Annotated in this window: 1 pseudogene; it reads left to right on the top strand. The window is 72.2% G+C overall.

Features of this window, described 5'->3' with window-relative positions:
• Positions 1–24: 24 nt before the first annotated feature.
• Positions 25–503: pseudogene (locus tag GUY60_RS38080) on the top strand (pyridoxal-dependent decarboxylase); the annotation flags it as partial.

Raw genomic sequence — 503 nt, 5'->3', positions numbered from 1 at the left:
CGTGTATAAGAGACAGTCAGCGACCTGCCCACCCCCGTACTCCTCACCGCCACCGCGGGCACCACCGACGCCGGCCACATCGACCCCCTGACCGAACTCGCCGACGTCGCCACACACCACGGCGCCCGCCTCCACATCGACGCCGCGTACGGCGGACCACTCCTCTTCAGCGACCGCCGCGCCCACCAGGTCCACGGCCTCCACCGCGCCCACACCGTCGCCCTCGACCTGCACAAACTCGGCTGGCAACCCGTCGCCGCCGGACTCCTCACCGTCCGCGACCCCACCGAGACCAGCCCCCTCGACCACCGCGCCGACTACCTCAACGCCGACGACGACACCGAAGCCGGACTCCCCGACCTCCTCGGCCGCTCCCTGCGCACCACCCGCCGCCCCGACATCCTCAAGATCGCCACCACCCTGCGCGCCCTCGGCCGCACCGGCATCGGCGCCCTCGTCGACCAAGTCTGCGACCTCGCCCAGGACTTCGCCGACACCCTCAC

Origin of the sequence: Streptomyces boluensis, assembly GCF_009908195.1 — a bacterium.
Classification (GTDB): Bacteria; Actinomycetota; Actinomycetes; order Streptomycetales; family Streptomycetaceae; genus Streptomyces; species Streptomyces boluensis.
This window is presented reverse-complemented; position numbering and strand designations above follow the sequence as displayed.